Consider the following 23,218-nt stretch of genomic DNA (forward strand, 5'->3'; position numbering starts at 1 on the left):
GCCACCGCGGCGTGGTTCATCGTGTAGGTGGTGAAGCTGGCCGCGGTGTTGCTGTGGCAGTTCGAGCACTGCAGCGTACCGGTCGGAATGTGCGGCGGCGTGGTCATGCCCATCGCCGTCCTGCCGTTGTGACAAGTCGCGCAGTTCGTATCGGTCGCGGCGTGCTTAAAAGCCGCCCCACCCCAGCTGGTGAAGCCGCCGCTTGTAGCTTTGCTGTGACAGCTGACGCAGTCGGCCCCGCCGGTGGCGACGTGGTTCGGATACGACGCCGTGCCAAGCGCGCCCTTGGTGCCCTGGCCGGTGAAGGAGCCGTTGTGACAGCTGTCGCAACGGGCCGTCGCCACCGCGGCGTGGTTCATCGTGTAGGTCGTGAAGCTCACCGCCGTGTTGCTGTGGCAATTCGAGCACTGCAGCGTTCCGGTCGGAATGTGCGGCGGCGTCGTCAAGCCCATCGCCGTCTTGCCGTTGTGGCAGGTCGCGCAGTTGGTGTCGGTGGCGGCATGCTTGAACGCCGCACCGCCCCAGCTCGTGAAGCCGCCACTCGCTGCCTTGGCATGACAGCTGACGCAATCCGCGCCACCAGTCGCGACATGGTTCGGATACGACGCGGTGCCCAGCGCGCCCTTGGTGCCCTGGCCGGCGAAGGAGCCGTTATGGCAGCTGTCACAGCGCGCCGTCGCCACCGCGGTATGGTTCATCGTGTAGGTGGTGAAGCTCGCCGCGGTGTTGCTGTGGCAGTTCGAGCACTGCAGCGTCCCGGTCGGGATATGCGGCGGCGTCGTCATGCCCAGCGCGGTCTTGCCGTTGTGGCAAGTCGCGCAGTTAGTGTCGGTCGTCTTGTGAGCGAAGACGCCGCCGCCCCAGCTCGTGAAGCCGCCACTCGCTGCCTTGGCGTGACAGCTGACGCAGTCGGCGCCGCCGGTGGCGACATGGTTCGGGAAAGACGCTGTGCCCAGCGCGCCCTTGGTGCCCTGGCCGGTGAAGGAGCCGTTGTGACAGCTGTCGCAACGGGCCGTCGCCACCGCGGCGTGGTTCATCGTGTAGGTCGTGAAGCTCGCCGCGGTGTTGCTGTGGCAGTTCGAGCACTGCAGCGTCCCGGTCGGAATGTGCGGCGGCGTGGTCATGCCCAGAGCGGTCTTGCCGTTGTGACAGGTCGCGCAGTTGGTATCGGTGGTCTTGTGAGCGAAGGCGGCGCCGCCGAAGCTGGCCGTGCTGGTGTGGCAGGACTCGCACGGCTGATTGGTCTGAAGGTGGTTGCTGGACTTGCCGCGCGCCGTCGTCCCGTTGTGACAGTTGGCGCAACCGGCGACGATGCCGGCGTGATCCATCTTCATTCTGACGCGAAAGCTCGCCGTCGACTTGTGGCATGTATCGCACGGCGCCGCCGTCGTGATGTGACTCTTCGGCTTGCCGAGTGCCATCATGCCGTTGTGGCAGGTCGTACATGACGCCTTCGCCTGAGTATGATCGATCGCCCGAACGTCCTTCCATGTCGAGGTCTGATGGCAGCTCTCACATCGCCTCGTGGTCATCGGGTGGTTGACCGACATGCCCGCCGTCTGCGCGCCGTTGTGGCAACTGGCGCATTGCGTCTGCGTGCCCTTGAAGCGCCCGCCGACGTGGCAGGACGAGCACTCCACACCGACATGGCTCCCGGTCAGCGGAAATCCGGTCGAGAGATGGTCGAATGAGCTCTGCGCGGCCGCATGCCCTGCCAGCGCCAAAGCGAGCAGCATACCGGCGAGCAGCCACCGCATCAGGTACCGCGATGCTCGCGCCAACAGCCCCAGCTTGCTGTAGCAGCCGCTCAACTCACACTCCGATCTTCACGCTCGACCCGGTCGCGATTCGGACGTTCAACGGAGACCGTCCGATCGCAATCCAGCCGCGGCCGTTGGGCGTCCGCTGCTCGCGGTCGCCCCGACAAACCGAGACACTCTTCAAGACACTCTTGCGGATTTCCCCTACGTCCCCGGCGGCATGTCTTCCCCGGCCACCGAACACTCGGAACGCCTACTTGCTCCCCACTCGGACGCCACGCCGATCGGGCCGACAACTCAGTTGTCAGACAGATCACGCCGCATGCGCCACGCCTACGACAGGGCTTCCAGAGACGGGTAAAGCTGGCCCAAAACGGGGCCAAGCTGAACTCAAGCTGAATGCGGGTTAAGGTTTCTGGCGTCGTTCGCGCGCGACGTGCTCGCAAGCGAAGCGCCCAAGCCATTGATCTGCTGGCAAGCTGCCCGCTGCTGCGAACTCATCTCAGCTCGCAGCGACGTCAACTGCCCGCAAGGCTGCGTATCGAATCAGTTCCTGATCTGAACGTTGCGCCATCCAGTTGCGACATGGCAGCGCTCGCAGCTCTGACCGAAGGTGCCGTTGTGCACGTCCGCGCTGCGATGACAGCTGTAGCAATCCATCGGCAGCTTCAGGTCCGGTGGCGACTTGGCCTTGTGACAGGCTTCGCAGGTGATCTTCTGATGGACACCGACCAGCGGGAACCGGGTCTGCCGCGCGTGATCGAAGCGCCACAGCCGCCATCCGTTCGGATTGTGACACGTAGCGCACCGCCCTCCGAGCTTCCCCTGGTGGAAATCCTTGTGGCAGCTTTCGCAGACCACCGGCGTATTCTTGTAGGTCGGCGTCCGATGACACTCCTCGCAAGGCACCGACTTGTGCAGACCTATCAACGGGAACCGCGTAATCTCGTGATCGAACGAGAGCTTCTTCCGCCAGCCCGCATCGCTATGGCAGGTCTCGCAACGGTCGCCGAGCTTGCCCTGATGCGGATCCTGCTTGCGGTGACAGGACACGCACGACGTCGCGAGCTTGTCGCGATAGAGATCACCCGTATGGCAGCTCTCGCATTTCACCTTGGCATGCGCATTGCGCAACGCGAAGCGGGTCTTGTCATGATTGAAACGGACCGTCTTCCACTTCTCCTGATCGTGGCAGGTCTCGCACTTGTCGCCGAAGCGGCCGCCATGGACGTCCTGAAGACGGTGACATGAGCCGCAGGAGGTCGGCAGATCCTTGTATTGCTGGCCGGAGTGGCACGTTGCACACGCGACTGACTTGTGAGCGCCAACGAGGGGAAACCGCGTCTTCGTATGGTCGAATTCCCTGGTCGCGCGCCATTTCACCGCGGTGTGGCAGTTCTCGCAGCGTTCGCCGAGCCGGCCGCGATGAGGATCGAGCGCCTTGTGGCATTCGAAGCAGGTCGTGGGTGTGTTGCGGAACTTCACCTTCGCGGCGTGACATCCCGTACAAGGCACGTTCCTGTGCGCATCGACCAGCCTGTAGTTCGTCATGTCATGATTGAAAGTCTCCTTGTCGAGCTGGACGATGTCGGTTGAACGCCCCTTGTGATCGGTGTGACACTGCCTGCACTCCTGAGTCAGCGCCGCCTGGTCGCGTCCATGCAGGCGCTCATGCTGCGCGCGGTCGACGCCAATCTCCTTGTGGCAATCGAGGCATAGGCCCGACTGCGCCTTCCGCGTGAACGCTTCGTGGCACTTGCCGCATTCGCTCTCGAGCTTGGCGTGCTTCTCGACCAGCGGGCCAGGCATGACCAGCTTTTCCAGCATCGTCTGCGCGCGAAGCCCAGCCGACAGCAGCACGACACCGACCATGGCAGCGACGACGGCCGCTAGGCGCCACCTCATCACGAAACCCCGTCAATAGTGATGAACGGCCCAGACATGAACGACCCCCGCCAGCAGCATCAGAAAGAACAGCGGCAAATGGAGTACGTGCCACAGCGAAAACAGCCGTTCGAAAAACGTCAGCTCTGCGGCCTTCCGCACCGCGATTGCGTATCTCCGCACGACTTCTTCGATTCGCTTCTCGCGTCGCCGCCGCTCACGCCGCGACCATTGCGCACGCTTGGCTTCCGCGCGAATGAGCCGGCGCGCTTCCGCAACCACGTTGGCACGCAGGCGCCGCGTCCGCGCCGCGATGATCGCCCCGGTCCGCAGGCTTCCCAGCGCAGTTCGCGGTACCTTGTTATCGAGCCCCTTGCTGAACGCCGCCAACTCCCGCGACACGAAGGACGCCGCCTGCATCTCCTGACCGAGCTCAATCCTCATCGCCTCGGCTTCCGCAAGCAGCTCCTTGATGCGCGCCCTTCCACCGTGAAGACCCATATGGATCTTGCCGTAGATGTATCGGCCGATCACGCCGCTGATCGCAACGATCAACATGGCGAAGAAGGCCACGTTGCTGTTGAGTGCCCCCAGCTTGAAATTGGCATGAAACAGGATCAGCACCGGCCCGACGACGCCCAGCAGCATGTGCGTCCTGAACCAGAACGGGACCGAGCCGATTCCGCGGAGCGACTTGAAGCGCTTGCGCATCGAATAGGCCAGCAATGACAGCATTGCCGCACTGCCGTATATACCGAGCCAATAGCCGGTCCCCGATCCCGGCGTCAGATACTCCTCCTCCTTCTGCAGCCATCCCGCGGCGATCGCTGCGACAACAAGAAGCGTGATCAGGACGGGAACCGTTCCTCGAAACGGATTTCCACTCGCACGAGCGACCGCTGCTCTGCTCATGTCCTCGACACTTCCCGTGAAACCCGAATGCCGGATCGGCAGACATCCGGCTCGCTTGCGGATCTCAAATTCGCAGACGAGAGATCGAGTACTGATAACCATTCGCAACGTTGTTTGACGCCGTGCGACACTAAGTCCATTAGTCCGATATCAGTCCGAGCCATATTTCCGCCGACGGCATCTGCTCAACGAGTGCACTCATCTTGTTCGCAGAACTACAGATCATTCTGGACTTTCTATGTCGGCGTCTCTTGAGAAGAGTTTGCATCTAATACCGCCACGGCTTCTTCCGCGCGGATTCCCACGCAAGCTACTTATCTCGCCTTCTGTTAGTCGATAAGAACAGGAGAGAGACGACATGGCGCTCGATCTACTGATCGTCTACGCCGCGCCGATGTTCGGCGTCTGGGCCACCTACATGGCCGTGCGCAAGAGGAGAGAAGTCAAGAGTGTCGCGAAGCTCTCGGCCGCCAAGGACGCCGGCCTGCTCGAACCGGCATCGCTCCACCCCATCATCGATCCTGCCTTGTGCATCGGCTGCGGCTCATGCGTCAGGGCGTGTCCGGAGGGCGACATTCTCGGCCTGATCGGCGGCAAGGCGGCGCTGGTCGAGCCTTCGCATTGCATTGGACACGGCGCCTGCAAGGCGGTGTGCCCCGTGAACGCCATCACGCTGGTCTTCGGCACCGAAACGCGCGGCATCGACATTCCGAACGTGGACGAGGCGTTTCAGACCAACGTGCCCGGCATCTTCATCGCGGGGGAACTCGGCGGGATGGGGCTCGTCCGTAACGCCATCGAGCAGGGCCGCCAGGCCATCGACTCCGTCCGGAAGGTCAAGAGCATCGGCAAGTCCGACATGCTCGACGTCGTGATCGTCGGCTGCGGTCCCGCCGGCCTCTCCGCCAGTCTTGCCTGCCTGCAGCATCGGCTCCGCTTCGTCACCCTCGAGCAGGACTCGCTCGGCGGCACTGTCGCGCACTTTCCTCGTGGCAAGCTGGTGATGACGGCTCCGTTCACCCTGCCGCTCGCGGGCAAGTTCAACTTCAGGGAGCTCAGCAAGGAGCAGCTGATCGCGTTCTTCATGAGCATCGTGCGCAAGGCGAAGCTGAAGGTCAACGTCGGCGAACGCGTGGAAGCGGTCAGTCGCGTCGGCGATCGCTTCGACGTCAAGACGAACCGCAGCAGCTACAAGACGCATGCCGTGCTCCTGGCGATCGGACGACGCGGCACACCGCGCAAGCTGGATGTCCCGGGCGAAGAGCAGACCAAGGTCGTCTATCGGCTGATCGATCCCGAACAGTATCGCGGCCAGCACGTGCTCGTCGTCGGTGGCGGCGACGCTGCGCTGGAAGCCGCGTGCTCCATCGCCGAAGAGCCTGGAACGACCGTGACCCTTTCCCACCGCAGCGACTCGTTCAGCCGCGCGAAGCTGAAGAACCGTCAAAGGACCGAAGCAGCCGCCCGGTCGGGACGGCTCCGCGTCATCTACAATTCGTCGGTCAAACGGATCGGTGCCGACGATGTCGAGATCAATGCCGATGGCACGACGAGCGCCATCCGAAACGATGCCGTGATCGTCTGCGTCGGCGGCATTCTGCCCACCGCATTCCTGAAGAGCATGGGGATCGAGGTCGAGACGAAATATGGCACGGCATAAGTCCTCCCACATCATCATCCCGCTGATCTGCCTTTTCGGCTTGACCGGACCATCGCCCGCCATGGCCGGCGACGATGCAGCGGGCATGGCCTCCGCAGCATCCACGAGCCAGGCCGCCGATGCCGCGATCCGTGCCGGACGTCCCGAAGACGCCCTGAAGCTGCTCGAGCGCGCCGCCAATGCCGGGGATCCAGAAGCGCAGTATCGGCTTGCGTCGCTCTACCGCTCCGGTCTCGGCACCAGGTCAGACGACGCGCTCGCGTTCAAATGGATGGAGGCAAGCGCGAGAAAGGGACACGCCAAGGCGCAGTACAACGTCGCGGCGATGTGGCTCGCGGGGCGCGGAACGCCGGCCGATCCTGAGCGGGCGCGGGAGTGGCTTCACAAATCGGCTGCAGCCGGCTATCAGCCGGCCGAGCAGTTGCTGGCCGACATGGCCTCCCGGAACGCGCGCCCCCGCGCCAAGGAGCCGGAGCGCGAAGCGGCGCGCAGGCCGCTTCCGGCGCTCGACGCTCAGGCCGCCATGCGCAACGGCCACCCGGCCATCATCGACGCCGCTTTGCGCGGCCAGCTCGATCCGATGCGCCAGCTGATCGCAGCGAAGGCGAACCTCGATGCCGTCGACGAGGACGGCAATACGCCTCTGGCGATCGCCGCCGACGCCGGACATCGGCCGCTCGTCGAACTGCTGCTTGCCTCGGGAGCGAACCCGAATACCAGCAACCGACGCGGCGATACTCCGCTGATGCTGGCGGCGGACAAGGATCGTGGAGATGTCGTCAAACTGCTGCTGGCAAAGGCGGCCGATCCATCAGCGACGCGCGCGGATGGCACGACGGCGTTGCTGATGGCGCTCAGCCGCTGCAACGGAACGGCCATCGCCGCCCTCCTCGATGGCGCATCCGGGCATCTGCCGCCATTTACAGGCGGCCGAACCCCATTGATGGTCGCGGTCGCATCGTGCCCCAATGGCCCGCTCGACCGGCAGCTCATTGAGAGGTCCGAGCTCGACGCCGCCGATGCGCAAGGCCGCACGGCGCTGTGGCACGCGGCGGGCAATGGCAATACGCGGGCGCTCGAGCAACTGGTTCGCGCAGGTGCCGACGTCAACCGCGCCGACGCCGACGACAAGACGCCGCTGCTGAATGCGATCGAAGGCCGCAGCGCCACCGCCGCGCTGCAGCTGCTGGATCATGGAGCCGATCCGAAACGCGCGACCCGCAGCGGCAATACCGCACTGATCCTCGCCGCGCGGGCGGGGCTTGCCGACGTCGTTGGTGAACTTCTCCGGCGCAAGGCGGATCCGAACGTCCGCAACGGCCAAGGCATGAGCGCGTTGATGATGGCAGCCCTCGAGGGCAACGCCGGCATCGCGCAGAGCCTTGTTGCCGCCGGTGCCGAAAAGCAATTGAGGAACAAGCGCCGCGAACGCGCAATCGACATCGCCACCGCCAGCGGTCACGGCGACATCGCCAAGCTTCTTGAATAGCGTCGAAACTCGTTTCGCTCGACCGGTATCGCAGCGTTTGAATCGTTATGTTCTGTCGGACATATCGTTTTGCAGCGAGGCTGCTTCGCATTTGATCGCTGACGGCCAGTGATAATTAGTTGCAATTACATCATGACGCACGTCGATGGATCATCATCATTCCGTACGAATGATGCCTCATTCGGCGCATTGATTGTCAACGCATCACAGACACTTGATAGTTAGTTGCAGGAATATTTCCTGCAGCCGGAGAGACGACATGACAGCGGAGGCCGGATCTTTTGCGCTCATTCTCGCGCTGTTCGTGTCGCTGGTGCAGTCGATCGTTCCATTCGCAGCGCTGCGTCGCCAATCCGCGATGATCGCCGGCTTCGTACGTCACGCCGCCTTGACTCAGTTTCTGTTCGTTGCGATCGCATTCGCATGCCTGACGTCGCTGTTCGTCCACTCCGACTTCTCAGTTCAAGTCGTCGCGGCCAATTCTCACACGCTGAAGCCGCTGCTCTACAAGATCTCCGGAGTCTGGGGAAACCATGAGGGATCCATGCTGCTGTGGGTCCTGATCCTCTCCTTGTTCGGCGCTGCCGTTGCCCTGTTCGGAACGAGCCTTCCCGACCGGCTGCAGAGCAACGTCCTCGGCGTCCACGGCATGATCGGTCTCGGCTTCCTGGCGTTCATCGTCTCGACGTCGAATCCGTTCACGCGGCTGGCCGATGCGCCGCTCGAAGGCAATGGGCTCAACCCGATCTTGCAGGATCCCGGCCTCGCCTTCCATCCCCCGTTTCTGTACCTGGGTTATGTCGGCTTCTCGATGGCGTTCTCGTTCTCGGTCGCGGCGCTGATCGAGGGAAAGGTCGATGCCAGCTGGGCCCGCTGGGTCCGACCCTGGGTGCTCGCGGCCTGGTGCTTTCTCACGATTGGAATCACGCTGGGCAGCGCATGGGCGTACTACACGCTCGGCTGGGGCGGCTGGTGGTTCTGGGATCCCGTCGAGAATGCATCGTTCATGCCGTGGCTCGCGGGGACTGCACTGCTGCATTCCGCCCTGGTGGTCGAACGTCGGGGCGCCCTCCAGAGCTGGACGATCCTGCTGGGCATCGTGACCTTCTCATTGAGCCTGATCGGGACGTTCCTGGTGCGGTCCGGCGTGCTCACCAGCGTTCATGCCTTCGCACAGGACCCGTCGCGTGGCGCCTTCATCCTGGCTCTGATCCTGCTGGCGACCGGCGGGGCATTGACGCTGTACGCGATCCGGGCTCCGAGCCTGAAGCACGGTGCATTGTTCGGAGCCGTCAGCCGCGAGAGCGGCCTCGTCCTCAACAACGTGCTGCTCACGGCGGCCGTGGCCACCGTGTTTCTCGGCACCTTCTACCCGCTCATCGTCGACATGCTCGGCAACGACAAGATCTCCGTCGGTCCGCCCTACTACAACCTGACATTCATTCCGATCATGGTTCCGCTGCTACTCGCCATGGTGATCGGCCCGGTTCTGAAGTGGAAGCGCGATCTGCTGACAGCGGCGCTGCTACGGCTCCGCCTGGCCGGGGGACTTGCGGCGTTGGTTGCCGTCGCGATCCTCATCGTCACGTTTGGACAGCGCCTCCTGATCGCGTTCTTCTTCGGCATTGCGGTCTGGCTCGTTGTCGGTTCGCTGATGCTGCTGGCCCATCGCATGCGCCTCGGCACGACGACTCCCTTGGCGACCTCGCTCAACCTCGCGCGCACCACGCCGCTCGCATTCTACGGCCTGGTGCTGGCCCATGCGGGAATGGGTATCACCGTGGCAGGCATTACCGGCATGACCGCGTGGGCCAGCGAGAAGGTGCAGATGCTGCGGCCGGGCCAGAGCCTGCAGCTCGCAGGCTATGACATCAAGCTGCGCGCGATCGGGAAATTTCCAGGCCCCAACTACGAGGCCGAGCGCGGCACCTTCGACATCACGCGGAACGGCAAGCCGTTCACGCAGCTGTCCAGCGAACGCCGCTTCTATCCCGTCAGACAACAGCAGACGACGGCCGCCGGCATTCGAACCAACCTGATCTGGAACGTCTACGTGACACTCGGCGATCCCGACGACAAGGGCGCGTGGGCGGTGCGCTGCTACTATCATCCTCTGGTGCCGTTCGTGTGGCTTGGCGCGCTGATGATGGCCCTCGGCGGCTTCGTCTCGCTGGCCGACCGCAGATTTCGTGTCGGCGCTCCGCGACGGGCGATGCGGCCCGTGCCGATTGCAGTTCCTGCCGAATAGGACGAGAGATGCCGCGCCTTCCCTATCTCATTCCTCTCGTCGCCTTCGCCGCGCTGGCCGCTGGATTGGCTTTCAGCCTGACCAACGATCCGCGGCGGATGCCGTCGACCCTGATCGACAAGCCGACGCCGCGCTTCCAGCTCGCGTCGCTGGACGGCAAGGGCGGCGGTCTTGCCAGTACCGACCTGCAGGGCGACGTGGTCCTGCTCAACGTGTTCGCATCCTGGTGTCCCGGATGCCGCGTCGAACACCCGATGCTGCTCAAGCTCGCAGGGAGCTCAACCATCCCGATCTATGGCCTGAACTGGAAGGACGACCGGAACGACGGCAAGCGTTGGCTCGCCAAGCATGGCAGTCCCTATGAACGTGTCGGCTCCGATGAGTCCGGCCGGGCCGGCATCGATCTTGGCGTGACCGGCGTTCCCGAAACCTTCGTGATCGATCGGGCCGGCCGCATCCGCTTCCGCTATCCCGGCCCGCTGACCGAGGATGTCTGGCGCGAGGATTTCGAACCTCTGCTCAAGGCACTCAGGAGCGAGTCATGACCTGCCGGCGACTCACGCGCATGGCCGAGGCGCTGCTCGTCAGCTCGCTCGTGCTGGCGACGACGTGCTCACCATCCCATGCGGTGCTTCCAGACGAAATGTTGCGCGATGAGAGGCTGGAGGCCCGCGCCCGCGCGCTGGGCCAGGAGCTGCGCTGCGTCGTCTGCCAAAATCAGAGCATCGACGACTCCAATGCGCCATTGGCGCATGATCTGAGGGTGCTGCTGCGTGATCGCCTGCAAGCCGGCGACAGCGACCGGCAGGCGGTGGACTTCCTGGTCGCACGCTACGGCAACTTCGTGCTGCTCAAGCCTCCCTTGCAGTTGAACACGATCCCGCTGTGGATCGGCCCGCTGCTCGCGCTGCTCACGGCCATTGTCGGCTTCGGCCGTTACGTGCGCCGCGCCGCCGCCAATGCGACCGCGCCCGATGCGGAGCACGTCGCACCGCTGAGCGCCGACGAACTCAAATCCATCAAGGCGATCCTCGATCGACGGAGCCTCTCATGATGCTGTGGCTGATCCTGACGGCGATGATTTCCGTGGCCGCCGTGCTCATCTCGACGCCTTTCATCCGCAACTACGAACGGAGACGGCTGGCATCGGCTCAGGGACTCGCCGTCCACCACGACCAGCTCCGCGAGATCGAGAGCGAGACCGCACGCGGCCTGATCGACAAGTCGGACGGCGAGAACGCGGCCAGCGAGATCAAGCGGCGCATTCTGGCCGCAGCCGCCGCCGAAGAACCGCCGGCGCCCACCCTCACCAGCTCCGAGCGAAAGTTCGCGGTCGCCGTCGTCGCGACGACGGTGGTGTTCGGCTCCGTCGTCCTGTACGCGATCATCGGAAACCCGGATGTCCCTGCGGCTGGGCCGGGCCAGACCGCCAGCAGCACCACCGCGCGGTCGGTCGGCGAAGCGCGGACCGACGCCGGCCCCCAGGCCATCGCAGCGTTGGAGCAAATGACCAGTCAGGACGGTCGCGACCAACCGCAACAGGGCAGCGGATTGCCGCCGGTCGAAGAGATGATCGGGCGTGTGCAGGCCCGACTGGAGCGGAATCCCAGGGATCCGGACGGATGGCGGCTGCTGGGCTGGTCGTTGTTCAACATCGAGCGCTTTGCAGAGGCGGCACAGGCTTATGCGCGCGCCATGGAGCTGCGGCCGGGCTCGGCCGAATACCGCAGCGCGCGGGGCGAAGCGTTGGTGCGGGCCGCAGACGGCACCGTCACCTCCGAGGCCCGCGCGGATTTCGACGAAGCCCTCAAACTGGATTCCAAGGACGCTCGCGCCCGCTTCTTCATCGGTGTCGTCAAGGAGCAGGAGGGAGACAAACGGGGCGCGATGGCCGATTGGACGTCGATCGTCTCGGAAGCCGATCCGAACGAGCCGTGGCTGCCCGATCTCAAGCAGCGGCTTGGCGCGCTCCGTCGCGAGCTCGGAGAGGATGACCGCTCGGCGTCGCCAGCACGGCCGGACCTCTCCGCCGAGCGGATGCAGGAACTCCTGCGCTCCGGCAAGGCCGCCGCGACCGAGCCGGCGGAGCCGCGCGGCCCGCGCGCCGAGGACATCCGCAAGGCGGAAGGCATGTCCACCGGGGATCGCAACCTCATGATCCGGGGCATGGTGGATGGCCTTGCGAGTCGTCTCGAACAATCACCGCGCGATGCGGAAGGCTGGATCAAGCTGATCCGCTCACGCGTGGTGCTGGGCGAGGTCGAGGCGGCCAAGCAGTCGCTGCAACGCGCATTGTCGGTGTTCGCGGAGGACGTCTCGGAGCGCACGCGCATCGCTGACGCTGCCAAAGAGCTCGGGATCAATCCATAGCGTTCGAGGCCAATCGGCGGGTCCGCATCGTCAGGCCCCGTCTCTACAACCGGAGTCATGGCCATGCGCATTCTGCTCATAGAGGACGAGCCCGTCTACGCGGAGCGCATCCGGGAAAGCCTGGCCGATGCCGGCTTCGAGGCCGATCTCGCCACCGACGGCAGGCAGGGCTGGATGCTGGGCAACAGCCAGCCCTATGATGCCGCGGTCCTCGACCTCGGCCTGCCGTGCCTCTCGGGCCTCGACGTGCTGCAACGCTGGCGACACAACGGACAGACGCTGCCCGTGCTGATCCTGTCCGCCCGCAGCGGCTGGGTCGAGCGTGTCAACGGCCTGAACGCAGGCGCTGACGACTATCTCGAAAAACCCTTCAAGGCTCAGGAGCTCGTCGCGCGCGTCAGATCGCTGCTCCGTCGCGTTTCCAGCAGACCGGAGGCCGTGCTGCGGCTCCGCCAGATCGAATTCAACGCGGCCGCTGGCCTGGTCAAGAAGGACGGAGAGATCGTCGACCTGACGGCCCTCGAGCTGCGCGTCCTCGAGCTTCTCATGCGCCGCGCCGATCATATCGTATCGCAAGCCGAGCTGCTGGAGCACATCTATCCCGCCAGCGACCACCGCGACTCCAATACGGTCGAAGTCTACATCGCCCGGCTCAGGAGAAAGCTGGGGCGTGACTGCATCCGCACCGTCAGAGGCCTGGGATATCGTTTCGGATAGACCAATGTTCAGCCGCAACTTCCGAGCCCGGATGATCGGGGTCGCCGCGATCTGGATTTCCATCGTCTTGTTCGCCAGCGGGCTCGGGCTCTCGATCGTCATTCGCCGCGTCGTCGAGGCCCATTTTGATCACGACCTGCTGGATCACGCCCGCGAGCTCGCCGATCTCGTGGAACTCGACGCGGGACAGCGGCTGTTCATCGCCCGCAACCTGAGCGACCCGCGCTTCTCTCCGGCCAGGTCCGGAATGTATTGGCAGGTCATCCTGCCGAACGGCGAAACCGCCCGCTCGCCCTCGCTGCCGGATGACCTCTCACTTTCAGCCACGACCGAGCAGACCCGCGAGGACTCACTGCCACCCTCCACTGCGCTGACGAACGTGGAAGGACCGACCGGACCGATGCGCATGGTCCGCAACATCAGCGATCCGTCTCGTCTCGGACAACCCGTCGATGTCCGCGTCGGTGCCGACGAGCGACTGATCAGTGACGAGATGGAGCACCTCAATCTGACGCTGATGGCAACGCTCGGTCTGCTGGCCCTCGCCATGGTCGGTACCGCCTATGCTCAGGTCGCGTACGGCCTGCGGCCGCTCCAGCGAATGAGTCGCGCCATCGTGGACGTGCGCAGCGGCAAGGCCACACGGCTGCCCGAGGACCTGCCGGAGGAGATCATGCCGCTCGTCACCGAGCTGAACGGGATGATCACGGCCAATCTCAGCATGGTCGACCGCGCCCGCGTGATGGCAGGAAGCTTTGCACACGCGCTGAAGACACCTCTGGCAATCCTCGACGAGCAGGCCGCCCGGCTGAAAGCATCCGGTCAGGAGCGCCACGCGCAGATCCTGTCCGAGCAATGCTCGCGCATGGCGCTGCTCATCGACTACCAGACGGCGCGCGCAAAGGCCTCCACGATCGCGAATGCAGGTGCGTTTGCGGTCGTCGCCGACGTCTTGAGAAGCGTCATCAACACCTACTCGCAATTCAGCCCGGGGCATGACCGGCGGTTCGACGTCGAAGGAGCAACCGACATCGTCGTTGCCTGTGATACCAACGATCTGACCGAGCTCATCGGCAACCTGCTCGACAATGCGGCGAAATGGGCCCGTGACCGCGTCGTGATCTCGATCGAGGATCTCGACAGCACCGTCCTGATCACGGTGGAGGACGACGGGCCCGGCATTCCCGTCGAACATCGCATGCGCGTGTTCGACGTGGGCACGAGGCTCGACGATGCGAAGCCGGGCACCGGCCTCGGTCTGGCGATTGCCCGCGATCTGACCAGCCTCTACGACGGGCAACTATGGATCGAGGATTCGCGAATTGGCGGCGTCGCCCTGAAGCTCTCGCTTCGAAAGAAAGGTGATCCAGGCTCATCGTGACAGGATTGGTGCCCGCTTCGCTACACGAGGCCGCCCTCACCGAGGCGCGGGTGAACAGACGCTCCATTGCCAGCCTCGCGCAGTCAACACCGACGGCGCCGTGCCGCCAAGACGAACAGTTCACCGGCAAGCGGGCCGTTCATCAGCACGTCCCGCAAACGCCAGCGCGGAATAGTGTCTCGCGCCTTTCTGCACATTTCAAACAGCAGGCATGACTGGGCTGTCTCGCAGCATCCTGCGCCCGAGTTTTGCGATCAGTCGACCTCTTCTTGGAAGAAGAGGCGCAAGGAAGGGTATCGGCTGAATCGGGATAGGGGGGAGTCTCACGACTCCTCCCCCTCCCACACCATCGTACGTACCGATCACGTATACGGCGGTTCGGCAGATTGAGCGGTCCTGCGGGGTGCGAGGGAGGGCATGCCGCGTGAAGCGAAGAAGACGTTCGGCAGAGCCATGGTCAACGCGGCACTGTTCACGAGTCGCCAAGCGCCACGTGGGTTGCCGGCGGTCTTGAGTGCCAGCTCCCGGCCGACGCCGCGGCGTTGCAGCTCGTCGAAGCGAGTGCGACCGTGCTTCCATTGGGTCCAGACGACGGCGCGCAACCGCCGCCTGATCCACTCATCCAGCTTGTGCAACACCGACGAAGTCTCGCAGAACCCGAAGTAGCCGCGCCATCCTTTGAGATACAGCGACAGCTTCTCGCTGATCTGCGTGAGGCTGCGACCAGACTGTCGCACCGTCGGCTCTCGAACTCTCGCCTTGCAGCGGGCAATCGCCTCGGGCGCGATGCGCCGGCGCGGCTTTCTCCCTGCGTGAAGCTGAAGCCCAGGAACTTGCGGTGGTCCGGTCTGGCAACCGCGCTCTTGGCCCTGTTGACCTTGAGCTTGAGGCGCCGTTCCAGGAACGTCTCGATGCTCGCCATCACCCGCTCGCCCGCCTTCCGACTGCGCACATAGATGTTGCAGTCGTCGGAGTAGCGCACGAAGCGATGGCCCCGCCTCTCAAGCTCCTTGTCCAGAACGTCCAGCATCAGGTTCGACAACAGCGGCGACAGTGGTCCGCCTAGCGGCGTCCCTTCCTCCGTCGGGCCGACCAGCCCTCCCTCCAGCACACCCGCGGTCAAGAAGCCACGGATCAGCTTCAGAAGACGCTTGTCAGCGACCCGCTTGGCAACCAGCCCCATCAGGATATCGTGGTTGACCCGGTCGAAGAACTTCTCCAGGTCGATATCCACCACGATGCAGTGTCGGGACGCAATATACGCCTGCGCCTTCGCCACCGCCTGATGCGCCGAGCGGCCCGGCCTGAAGCCGAAGCTCGCCTCGGAGAACGTCCGGTCCCATTCACCCTGTAGCACCTGCAGGACCGCTTGCTGGATGAAGCGGTCGAGCACCGTCGGGATGCCGAGCAGCCGAACGCCACCCGATGCCTTCGGTATCTCGACGCGCCGTACCGGCTGCGGCTTGTAGGTGCCGTCGAGCAGCTGAGCCCGGATCGTGAGCCAGTTTGCCTTCACGTAGGCCGCCAGGTCGTCCACGGTCATCCCGTCGACGCCGGCTGCGCCCTTGTTGCGCTTCACTCGGTCCAATGCCTTGTTCAGGTTCTCACGTGCGACGATCCTTTCCATCGACGGTCCCGCGACCGCCGGGCGTTCGAGACAGGTCAGCGCCGCACGAGCTTCGGCCCCCCCGGCGCCGGCACGCGGGGATTCACCCCTCGGTCCGGGGCGAGGGTTCAGATTGCTCTAATCTTCCGGCCGCATTGGATCGCGCGAGATCACCACTCTACTGACCACTTCCATCGTTCAGGCCTTCAGCGGCACGCTACCGCCTACTACGCCCTCTGCTGACTTCTGCGCCGTGATCAGGTCGCCTCACGACGACCTCAGTCCCGTTGCCGGGACACGACGCAGACCTCCTGAGGTAAGACCGACCGCCTTCACCGCATACCCGTCGGATATACCACCCCGCCCCTTGATGACCTTGGACTTCGCGATTGGCAGCTCGCTCGTCCGGGCGGGGAGGCCTCGCACAGGTTGCGGAGCTAGCCCCTCATGGTCGGCGAAACCACTTCATCTCCGGGTTGAGCAGTCGCGTCCCATGCAGCATGCCGTCCGAGCCGCCCCCCCTTTCGCGGGGGGCGCGGCGTCCGGCTGCGGCGCTCATACTCCTCGAGTTGAAGGCTTGACGGCGAAGACCGCCGAGCACGCAGCCTCGATGCTGCAAAAAAAGGGGAGGAGTACATGACGTCAATCGTGGAGCCGCTCGATCGAGCGAGCCCTGCGCCAGGCACGACGCAGGGCGTTCTGCTGGGGCTTTATTCGCTGGTGACCGTCGCAGCCGCCGTGCTGCTTGCCCCGGCGATGCCGATCATCGTCGCCCACTATGCTGCGACCGATCCCGGCGCCGAGCCGAAGGCCCTGTTTGCTCTGTCCGTGCCGTCGTTGATGGTCGCGCTGTGCTCGAGCTTCGTCGGCTCCGTGCTCGACCGCTTCGGCCGCAAGAAGGTGCTTGTCGTAAGCGTGCTCGCCTATGGCTGCATCGGCATGGCGCCGGCGCTGGTCGAGATGTCGCTCAATGCGCTGATCATGCAGCGGATCGTGCTGGGCGCGCTGGAGGCGGCGACAATGACGAGTTCGACGACGCTGATCGGCGACTATTTCATCGGCAAGGCGCGCCAGAAATGGCTGATCATGCAGACCGTCTTCGTCTCGCTGTCGGGTCTCTTCTTTATTCCGCTGGGCGGAGCGCTCGGCGAGGTCGCCTGGAACGCGCCGTTCTACGCCTACGGCCTCTTCATCCTGGGCGCCCCGGCGGCCATGCTGCTGCTGCACGAGCCGGTGAAACATGCGCACGAGCCGCCCGCCGGCAAATTCCCGTGGAAGGCAGTGCTCGGCCTCTATGCCTTCGGCTTCGCGCTGGCCGTGCTGATCCTCGTGGTCCCGATCCAGTTGCCGTTCCTGCTCACGGCACGCGGCATCACGTCTCCGCTGACCATCAGCATGAGCTCGATGAGCTTCTCGCTCGCAATTCTCGTCGGTTCGCTGCTCTACCGCTCCCGGGCGGACGCCTCATTCAAGCTCAATCTCATTGGCGGATTTCTTCTCGCCGCCCTCGGTCTTGCGCTCGTGGTCGGGACCGAGCTTTACGGCATGACGCTCCTCGGCTGCGTCTTCACCGGCCTCAGCATGGGCTTCCTGATGCCGACGATCACGACGCAGATCATGACGCATCTGCCGTTCGAACTGCGCGGCCGCGGCACCGGCCGCTTCAACACCGCCTATTTCATCGGCAATTTCGGCAGTCCCCTGATCGTGCTGGGGATCGCGGGCGCTGTCGGCGGCTTGCCGCTCGCGATCGGGCTGATGGCCGGCTTCGCGCTGATCTGCTCGGCGCTGGGCTTGCTGGCCGAGTAAGGGCCGAGGGAGGTCTGCGTCAGATCAAAATGCAGAGGGCGCCCGCGGGCGCCCTTGATCGTCTTGAACGACGCCGGCGCGCTTCAGGCGGCGAGCGCCGCGCGGACGGCTTCCGCCAGCCCGAGATGGCGCGGCAGGATGCGGCGCATGTAGAAATCGGCCGTCGCGATCTTGTCGGCGCAGAACTCAGGGTCCGACTCCGCCGTCGCGGCCGCGACGCGCGCCATCTCCGCCCACTCTCCCGCAAGCGCCACCAGACCGAACAGGGACAGATAGTCGCTCGCCGCCTCGCTGCGCGGGACCGGCGCGGCGCGGCTGACGGCTATGGTGAGATCGCGCAACTTCTGCAGCGCTTCGCCGGCGCGCGAGGCCGACGGCAACACGCCCAACGCCCGCTCGAACTGCTCGGCGAGCGCATCGAAATAGCGCTGCGCCGGCCGCCCGTCTTTGAGCGCGAGCTTGCGGCCGACGAGGTCGAGCGCCTGGATGCCGTTGGTGCCTTCGTAGATCGCCGAGATGCGGATGTCGCGCACCCATTGCTCGACGCCCCATTCGCGAATGTAGCCGTGGCCACCCAGCACTTGGACCGCGAGATTGGCGGCTTCCGTCCCGGCGTCGGTCAGGAACGATTTGGCGACCGGCGTCAGCAGCTGAACGAGATTCGCGTTCGCCTCGCGTTCAGCGGCCTCGGGCGCCGCTTCGCTGAAGTCGAGCGCCAATGCGATGCGCAGCGCGAGCGCCCGGCCGCCCTGCGCCAGCGCCTTCTGCGTCAGCAGCATGCGGCGGACGTCGGGATGGCGCGCGATGGCGTGCGGGCCTGGGTCGGTCGCACCGGGCGCGGCGCCCTGGCGCCGGCTGGCAGCGTAGGCCGCCGCGATCTGGCCCGCCGCCTCCGCCGCGCAGACCCCCTGCAGCGCGACGCCGAGCCGCGCGGCGTTCATCATCGTGAACATGGCCGCGAGCCCGCCATGCGGCGCGCCCACGAGCCAGCCTCTGGCGCCGTCGTAGTTCATCACGCAAGTGGCAGAGGCCTTGAGGCCCATCTTGTGCTCGATGCCGCCGCAACTCACGGCATTGCGCACGCGCGTGCCCGCAGCAGCGTCGACGAGGACGTTCGGCACCAGGAAAAGACTGATGCCGCGGCTGCCGGCCGGTGCGTCGGGCAGCCGCGCGAGCACGAGATGCAGGATGTCCGCGGTGAGATCGTGCTCGCCGCCGCTGATGAAGATCTTCATGCCGGTGATGCGATAGGCGCCCTCGCCGTCCGGCTCCGCGCGCGTGCGCAACAGGCCGAGATCGCTGCCGCAATGCGGCTCGGTCAGGTTCATTGTCGGTAGCGTCGCGCCGGCCACGATCGCCGACAGGTAGGTTTGCTGCAGCTCCGGCGCGGCGTACCGCGCAAGCGTGCGATAGGCGCCGTCGATCAGGCCGCGGTACATCGCAAAGCCCGGATTGGCCGACGTCATCATCTCGTCGATGAGCGCATACAGCGTGTGCGGCAGGCCCTGTCCGCCATGCTCGACGGCGGCGGTGAGCCCCGCCCATCCGCCGTCGCGGAAGCGCTGATAGGCCTGCGGAAAGCCCGCCGGCGTGGTAACGCGGCCCTCCGCGTAGGTACAGCCCTGTTCATCGCCGGAGCGATTGAGCGGCGCGAGAACCTGTTCGGCGAACCGCCCGCCCTCCTCGATCACCGCCCAGAGCAGATCTGGCGTCGCCTCGGCGAAGTGCTCGGTTTCGCAGAGCCTCGCAGCGCAGAAGACGTGATCGAGGAGAAAGCGGTAATCCTTCAGCGGCGCGGCGTAGCTCGACATTCGGCAGGGTCTCTCACGGGGGTGAAACAAATCGGCGAGGTCGCGGTCGGCGCCCCCCGCGGCACGCAATCGAGCCTGTCGCATGGCCTGCGTCAAGTCCTCCCGACTTGCCAACACCGTCGGGGTCGACGGCCTGCTTCGAAGCTCGCTGCGCGGCCATACGCATGCCGGCGGAACTAGGTCACGGCGATGCCGCCATCGGTCAGATGCACGCCGCCGGTCATGGCGTTGGCGGCATCGCTGAGCAGAAACACCGCAACGTCGGCGACCTCTTCCGCGGTCACGGTGCGTCCCATCGGCTGGCGCGCGTTCATCATATCGACGAAGGCCGGTTGCGAGAACAGCGGCTCGGTGAGCGGGGTGTGCACATAGGCGGGACAGACGGCGTTGCAGCGCACGCCGGCGCGGCCATAGTCGATGGCGACAGATTTCGTCAGCCCGACCACGCCGTGCTTGGACGCGATATAGGCTGGCAGATTGGCCTCGGCGAGGAGGCCCGCGACGGAGGCCATGTTGACGATCGAACCGCCGCCGCTCGGCAGCATGTGCTCGAGCTCGGCCTTCACGCTGTAGAAGACACCGGTCAGGTTGACAGCGAGGACAGCGCTCCAGTTATCCGAGGTGCAGGCCCCGACGGGGCCGAACTCCCCGCCGATACCGGCATTGTTGACGGCACCGTCGAGCCGGCCGAAGTCGCGCACGACCTCGGCACAGACGCGCTGCATCTCGCCGAGATCGGAGACGTCGGCGCCATAGGCGCGCGCGCCCTCGATCTCTACCGCGACGGCAAGCGCGCTCGCCTCGTTGCGCCCGACGACCGCGACCTTGGCGCCGGCGGCACCGGCGCGGCGCGCGATCGCCGCGCCGATGCCGGTCGCCGCGCCCGTGACCAGCACGACCTTGTCCTTCAATGAGCTCATCGGACTGTTTCCTCCTCGAGACGATTGTTGTTGGGCTCAGCAGCCTGCCGATCAGACCGGGTCGGCGACGTGCAGCACCAGCTTGCCGGGGTCCTTGCCGGTGAACATCGTTGGCAGCAGGTCGGGCGCCTTCTCGAAGCCGCGCTGGCGGTTCTCCGTCACGCGCAGCCTGCCCTCCATCACCCAGCGTCCGATCTCGGCGGCGGCCTGCGGGATCTGCTCGGCGTAGAAGAACAGCAGGATGCCCTTGAGCGTGAGCTGATGCGTGCAGATCCGCATGTAGTTCTGCGGCCCCTGCACCTTGACGTCGGTGTAGCCCTGGCTCATCGCGCCGCAGATCAGGATGCGCCCGCGCGGCGCCATGTGCAGGAACATGGTGTCGAGAAGATCGCCGCCGACATTGTCGAAATAGGCGTCGACGCCGCCCGGAGCGAGCTCCGCGAGCCGCGCAGGGATGTCGTCGTTCTTGTAGTCGATGCAGGCGTCGCAGCCGGCATTCTCGATCGCCCAGCGGCATTTCTCAGGCCCGCCGGCGACACCGATCACCCGCGCGCCGAGGAGCTTGGCGATCTGGCACGCGATCGACCCGGTCGCCCCGGTCGCGGCCGAGATGACGACCGTGTCGCCCTTGCCGATCTTCAGCCCGTCGGTCACGCCGAAATAGGCGGTGAGGCCGCCGACGCCGAAGACGCCGAGGTTCCACGACAGCGGAAAATCGGCCTTGGGCAGATGGCGCAACGGCATCGGCCCATCGGCGCGGACCACGGCATAGTCCTGCCAGCTCATGAAGCCTTCAACGACATCGCCGATGCGATAGTCCGGATTGCGCGACTCCACGACCTGCCCGATGCCCATGCAGCGCATCGGTTCGCCGGGCATGATCGGTTTCATGTAGCCGCCGTCGTCCGTCAGCCAGATGCGCTGGCTGGCGTCGAAGCCGAAATAGAGCGAGCGCACCAGCACGTCGCCGTCGGTCAAGGCCGGGACGCCGCCCTCGACGTAGTCGAAGTCGGCGCGGCTCACCGCACCGACGGGGCGCCGATTCAAGATCCACTGGCGATTGACCGTATTCGCAGCGATGGCGTTCATTGGACGTCCTCCCTCATGTCGTTGTTTGTCCGGGCTGGCGGAATTGATCGCGCAGGTCCTTCTTCAGCACCTTGCCGACGGCGCTGCGCGGCAGGCTTTCGACGAAGCGCACGCTCTTGGGCGCCTTGACCGAGCCAAGTGCCGTCTTGCAAAGCGCGATGAGCTCGTCCTCCGTGGTCGAGGCGCCGGCGCGCAGCTCGACCACCGCAGTCACCGCCTCGCCCCAATCGGGATCGGCGACGCCGATGACCGCGCAGTCGAGCACGGCCGGGTGTCGCCAGATGACCTGCTCGACTTCGCTCGGATAGACGTTGAAACCGCCGCTGATGATCATGTCCTTCTTGCGGTCGGTGATGTGCAGGTAGCCCTCAGCGTCGATGTGGCCGAGGTCGCCGGTGCGCAGCCAGCCGTCGACGACGGCCTCGGCGGTCTTGTCGGGTTGTTTGTAGTAGCCCATCATCACGATGTCGCCGCGTACCGCGATCTCGCCGGTCTCGCCTGCCGGCAGCGGCCGGCCGGTCTCGTCGAGGATGGCGGTCGAATTGAAAACCGAAGGCAGGCCGCAGGAGGAGAGCCGCGCATCCTCGGCGATCTCGCCGTGGCGGTAATGATCGCCCGGGCGCAGGAAGGCGATGGCCCCGGGCGCTTCGGTCTGGCCGTAGCCCTGCAGCATGACGGGACCGAACACGCGCAGCGCCCGGCGCAGCTTTTCGACCGACATCGGAGCCGCGCCATACATCAGGTACGTCAGCCGGGAGAAGTCCCGCTGCTCGATTCCCGGCGCATCCAGCAGGCGATAGATCACGGTCGGCGGCAGGAAGAACTCGGTGACGCCTTGCGACGTGACGAGGTCGAGCAGCACCGCCGGATCAGGCTTGGTCATCACGACGACCTTGCCGCCCCGCGCGGTCGCGGGCAGCGTCAGAAAGCCCGCGGTATGGGTCATCGGCGCGGCCGCCAGATTGACGATCTCCTCGCCTGGCGCATAGGGCGTGTTGACGATTCCGTTCATCGCCGAGAGGACGAGGTTGCGATGGCTCAGCATCACGCCCTTGGGCCGTCCCGTCGTGCCGCCGGTCGGCATGATGGCGGCGAGCGCGGCGGGGTCGGGCTGGAACGCCATCGGCGTGGCCGGATGGCTCTCCAGCAAGCGCGCGAGCGAAACCGCGCCCTCGCAGTCGCCGTCGATGCAGATCAGATGGCGCAGGCCTGGACAGGTTGCGCGGATCGCCGCGACCGCCGGGGCGAAGGCGGATTTGAAGAACAGCACGTCGACGTCGAAGCCATCGACGAGCAGGATGTGTTCGGTGACGGGCGCGCGCGGATTCAGCGGCGTCCAGACCAAACCGGCGCGCCACACCCCGACGACGCAAAGCCAAGCGACCGGATCGTTATCCGAGAGCACCGCGCATTTCGCGGCGCGGTCGAAATCCTTCGCCGCGAGTGCGCGGGCGACGCGGAGCGACAGATCCTGCGCTTCTCCGAACGTGATCTGCCTGTTGTCGATGACATAGGCGATCCTGTCCCTGCCAAGGCTTGCGCCCCTGTCGAGCAATGATGCG

General features: G+C 65.3%; 17 protein-coding genes and 2 pseudogenes. 10 read left to right on the plus strand and 9 right to left on the minus strand.

The window, feature by feature from the left end; translation table 11 throughout:
* From ACQR1I_RS09265 to ACQR1I_RS09275, 3 genes are all read right to left on the minus strand, one after another.
* The coding region (locus ACQR1I_RS09265; protein ID WP_434864320.1) for a cytochrome c3 family protein at positions 1-1,757 on the minus strand (1,757 nt) is incomplete at its 3' end.
* Between the two features lie 549 nt (positions 1,758-2,306).
* Positions 2,307-3,665: a cytochrome c3 family protein gene (locus tag ACQR1I_RS09270; RefSeq protein ID WP_434864321.1), complete on the minus strand. Its 1,359-nt coding sequence runs from the start codon at positions 3,663-3,665 to the stop codon at positions 2,307-2,309.
* Between the two features lie 12 nt (positions 3,666-3,677).
* Positions 3,678-4,556, minus strand: a complete 879-nt coding sequence (locus ACQR1I_RS09275; protein ID WP_434864322.1) for a pyridine nucleotide-disulfide oxidoreductase — start codon at positions 4,554-4,556, stop codon at positions 3,678-3,680.
* Positions 4,557-4,914: 358 nt separating this feature from the next.
* On the opposite strand from ACQR1I_RS09275, the gene ACQR1I_RS09280 reads away from it, so the two are divergent.
* The 9 genes and pseudogenes from ACQR1I_RS09280 to ACQR1I_RS09320 all read left to right on the plus strand — a co-directional run bounded on the left by ACQR1I_RS09280 (position 4,915) and on the right by ACQR1I_RS09320 (position 14,421).
* A complete protein-coding gene (locus ACQR1I_RS09280; protein ID WP_434864323.1) occupies positions 4,915-6,216 on the plus strand; it encodes an NAD(P)-binding domain-containing protein in 1,302 nt (433 codons plus the stop codon).
* Between the two features lie 85 nt (positions 6,217-6,301).
* A pseudogene (locus ACQR1I_RS09285) lies at positions 6,302-6,610 on the plus strand (tetratricopeptide repeat protein); the annotation flags it as partial.
* Positions 6,611-6,637: 27 nt separating this feature from the next.
* Positions 6,638-7,705: an ankyrin repeat domain-containing protein gene (locus tag ACQR1I_RS09290; protein WP_434865102.1), complete on the plus strand. Its 1,068-nt coding sequence runs from the start codon at positions 6,638-6,640 to the stop codon at positions 7,703-7,705.
* Between the two features lie 259 nt (positions 7,706-7,964).
* Entirely contained in the window at positions 7,965-9,953 is a 1,989-nt protein-coding gene (locus ACQR1I_RS09295) for a heme lyase CcmF/NrfE family subunit (protein ID WP_434864324.1), read from the plus strand.
* 8 nt (positions 9,954-9,961) lie between these two features.
* Entirely contained in the window at positions 9,962-10,498 is a 537-nt protein-coding gene (locus ACQR1I_RS09300) for a DsbE family thiol:disulfide interchange protein (RefSeq protein WP_434864325.1), read from the plus strand.
* A 20-nt stretch (positions 10,499-10,518) separates the two neighbouring features.
* Positions 10,519-11,007 (plus strand): cytochrome c-type biogenesis protein, encoded by a 489-nt coding sequence (locus ACQR1I_RS09305; protein ID WP_434864326.1) that lies wholly within the window; start codon positions 10,519-10,521, stop codon positions 11,005-11,007.
* On the plus strand, positions 11,004-12,323 hold the full coding sequence (gene ccmI / locus ACQR1I_RS09310) for a c-type cytochrome biogenesis protein CcmI (RefSeq protein WP_434864327.1): 1,320 nt from the start codon (positions 11,004-11,006) through the stop codon (positions 12,321-12,323). Before ACQR1I_RS09305 ends, ccmI begins: the two co-directional genes overlap by 4 nt.
* A gap of 63 nt (positions 12,324-12,386) precedes the next feature.
* Complete coding sequence (locus ACQR1I_RS09315) at positions 12,387-13,040, plus strand: response regulator transcription factor (RefSeq protein ID WP_434864328.1); 654 nt, start codon at positions 12,387-12,389, stop codon at positions 13,038-13,040.
* A 4-nt stretch (positions 13,041-13,044) separates the two neighbouring features.
* Entirely contained in the window at positions 13,045-14,421 is a 1,377-nt protein-coding gene (locus tag ACQR1I_RS09320) for an ATP-binding protein (RefSeq protein ID WP_434864329.1), read from the plus strand.
* A 362-nt stretch (positions 14,422-14,783) separates the two neighbouring features.
* Here ACQR1I_RS09320 and ACQR1I_RS09325 read toward each other — a convergent pair whose 3' ends face one another.
* Entirely contained in the window at positions 14,784-15,158 is a 375-nt protein-coding gene (locus tag ACQR1I_RS09325; RefSeq protein ID WP_434864330.1) for a group II intron maturase-specific domain-containing protein, read from the minus strand.
* 98 nt (positions 15,159-15,256) lie between these two features.
* Positions 15,257-16,048: pseudogene (gene ltrA / locus ACQR1I_RS09330) on the minus strand (group II intron reverse transcriptase/maturase); the annotation flags it as partial.
* A gap of 615 nt (positions 16,049-16,663) precedes the next feature.
* On the opposite strand from ltrA, the gene ACQR1I_RS09335 reads away from it, so the two are divergent.
* Positions 16,664-17,836, plus strand: a complete 1,173-nt coding sequence (locus ACQR1I_RS09335) for an MFS transporter (RefSeq protein ID WP_434864331.1) — start codon at positions 16,664-16,666, stop codon at positions 17,834-17,836.
* 83 nt (positions 17,837-17,919) lie between these two features.
* Here the strand turns inward: ACQR1I_RS09335 and ACQR1I_RS09340 are convergent, their stop codons facing one another.
* From ACQR1I_RS09340 to ACQR1I_RS09355, 4 genes are all read right to left on the minus strand, one after another.
* Entirely contained in the window at positions 17,920-19,647 is a 1,728-nt protein-coding gene (locus ACQR1I_RS09340; RefSeq protein WP_434864332.1) for an acyl-CoA dehydrogenase family protein, read from the minus strand.
* A 176-nt stretch (positions 19,648-19,823) separates the two neighbouring features.
* Positions 19,824-20,567 carry an SDR family NAD(P)-dependent oxidoreductase gene (locus ACQR1I_RS09345; RefSeq protein ID WP_434864333.1) on the minus strand — a complete coding sequence of 248 codons (744 nt, stop codon included), beginning with the start codon at positions 20,565-20,567 and terminating at the stop codon, positions 19,824-19,826.
* A gap of 51 nt (positions 20,568-20,618) precedes the next feature.
* Entirely contained in the window at positions 20,619-21,656 is a 1,038-nt protein-coding gene (locus ACQR1I_RS09350) for an NADP-dependent oxidoreductase (protein ID WP_434864334.1), read from the minus strand.
* Positions 21,657-21,669: 13 nt separating this feature from the next.
* Entirely contained in the window at positions 21,670-23,211 is a 1,542-nt protein-coding gene (locus ACQR1I_RS09355) for an AMP-binding protein (protein WP_434864335.1), read from the minus strand.
* Between the last annotated feature and the right edge of the window lie 7 nt (positions 23,212-23,218).

Source organism: Bradyrhizobium sp. HKCCYLS2038 (assembly GCF_051167655.1).
Lineage (GTDB): Bacteria > Pseudomonadota > Alphaproteobacteria > Rhizobiales > Xanthobacteraceae > Bradyrhizobium.